Annotated in this window: 2 protein-coding genes; both read left to right on the top strand. The window is 70.2% G+C overall.

Annotated elements, in window-relative coordinates; all coding sequences use genetic code 11:
• The coding region (locus I5G_RS20780) for a BCCT family transporter (protein ID WP_022878129.1) at positions 1-754 on the top strand (754 nt) is incomplete at its 5' end.
• 361 nt (positions 755-1115) lie between these two features.
• Positions 1116-1466: PadR family transcriptional regulator (locus I5G_RS05285; RefSeq protein WP_026095663.1), on the top strand; the 351-nt coding region annotated here is incomplete at its 3' end.

The following is a 1466-nucleotide window of genomic DNA, read 5'->3' as shown; positions in this document are numbered from 1 at the left end:
CACGAGCGCGTACTCCGGCGACGCGGGCGTCGCGTGGCAGGGCACGTGGACGGCGTTCTACTGGGGCTGGTGGATCTCGTGGGCGCCGTTCGTCGGCATCTTCATCGCGCGCATCTCCCGTGGACGCACCGTGCGCGAGTTCGTCACCGGAGTGATCCTCGTGCCCACCCTCGTCGGCATCCTGTGGTTCACGGTGCTCGGCGGCTCGGCGATCTACGCCGAGCTCACCGGCTCCGCCACCTTCGTCGGCGCGGACGGCACCATCGACGTGTCGACGGCGCTGTTCCAGCTGCTCGAGACGATTCCGGGCTCGGTGTTCCTCGTGATCGGGTTCCTGGTGCTCATCGGGATCTTCTTCATCACGTCGGCCGACTCCGGCGCGCTCGTGATGAGCATGATCGCGACCGGCGGCGAGGAGGAGCCGCCGCGATGGACGCGCATCTTCTTCACTCTCGCGACCGCGGTCATCGCCTTCGCCCTGCTGATCGCCGGTGGACTCACGGCGCTGCAGACGGCGGCGATCAGCATCGCGCTGCCGTTCAGTCTCGTGCTGCTCGCGATCTGCGCGGCGACGGTCGTCGCCTTCCGTCGGGAGCTGAAGGCGTACGACCGCGTCGAGCGCGCGCAGCTGCGCGACCAGATCGGCGAGCATTACGGGCTCGAGGTCGAAGAGGCCAACCAGCGCGGCATCTTCGGCCTCCCCGCCCGGTGGCGGCGGCGTCGCGCGGCGGACGCCGACGCGCCGTTGGGGTAGCGCCGGGGCGGGGGCGGGGTGCTGCGGCGTTCCGAGGCTGCGGCGGGTGCTGCGGCTGCACCGGGGCTGCGGCGTTCCGGTCGCCGTGCCGCCGGGTTGTGGCATCCGGGGGGTCTCGGCAGCCCGTTGAGTGTCCAAGACACGCGGATGGTGCGGCCGTGCGTCCGCGTGTTCTGGACACCGAACCCTTCGGGTTCTCAGGCGTCGCGTCGTCCGACCGTTGAGTGTCCAAGACACGCGGATGGTGCGGCGGTGCGTCCGCGTGTTCTGGACACCGAACGCTTTGCCGGACGCCCGGGGCGCGTGAGCCTGACATGCGCTATAGTCCATGTGGACTAGTCGACACGGACCAAGGAGACGGATGCCAGACATCACGCGCCTCACCCCGCTCGCGGTCACGCTGCTCGCGACCCTGCGCGAGGGCGACATGCACCCCTACGAACTGCTGCGCCTCCTGCGCGAACGCGGCGACGATCGGCTCGTTCCGCTGCAGAAGGGCACGATCTACCACACGATCGCGCGCCTGGAGCGCGAGGGGCTGATCGCCGAGGTCGGCGTGGATCGCGACGGCAACCGCCCCGAGCGCACGACTTACACCCTGCTCGACGCGGGCAAGGATGCCGTGGACGCTTGGGTCCGCGCGGAACTCCCGCGGATCGACCGGCCCGGCGAATTCCGCGTCGCGCTGGCCGAGGCGCACAACCTCGATCGT

It is taken from the genome of Microbacterium sp. B19 (genome assembly GCF_000333395.1).
Classification (GTDB): domain Bacteria; phylum Actinomycetota; class Actinomycetes; order Actinomycetales; family Microbacteriaceae; genus Microbacterium.
The sequence above is the reverse complement of the archived record's forward strand: the minus strand, read 5'-3'. Positions and strand labels throughout refer to the sequence as shown.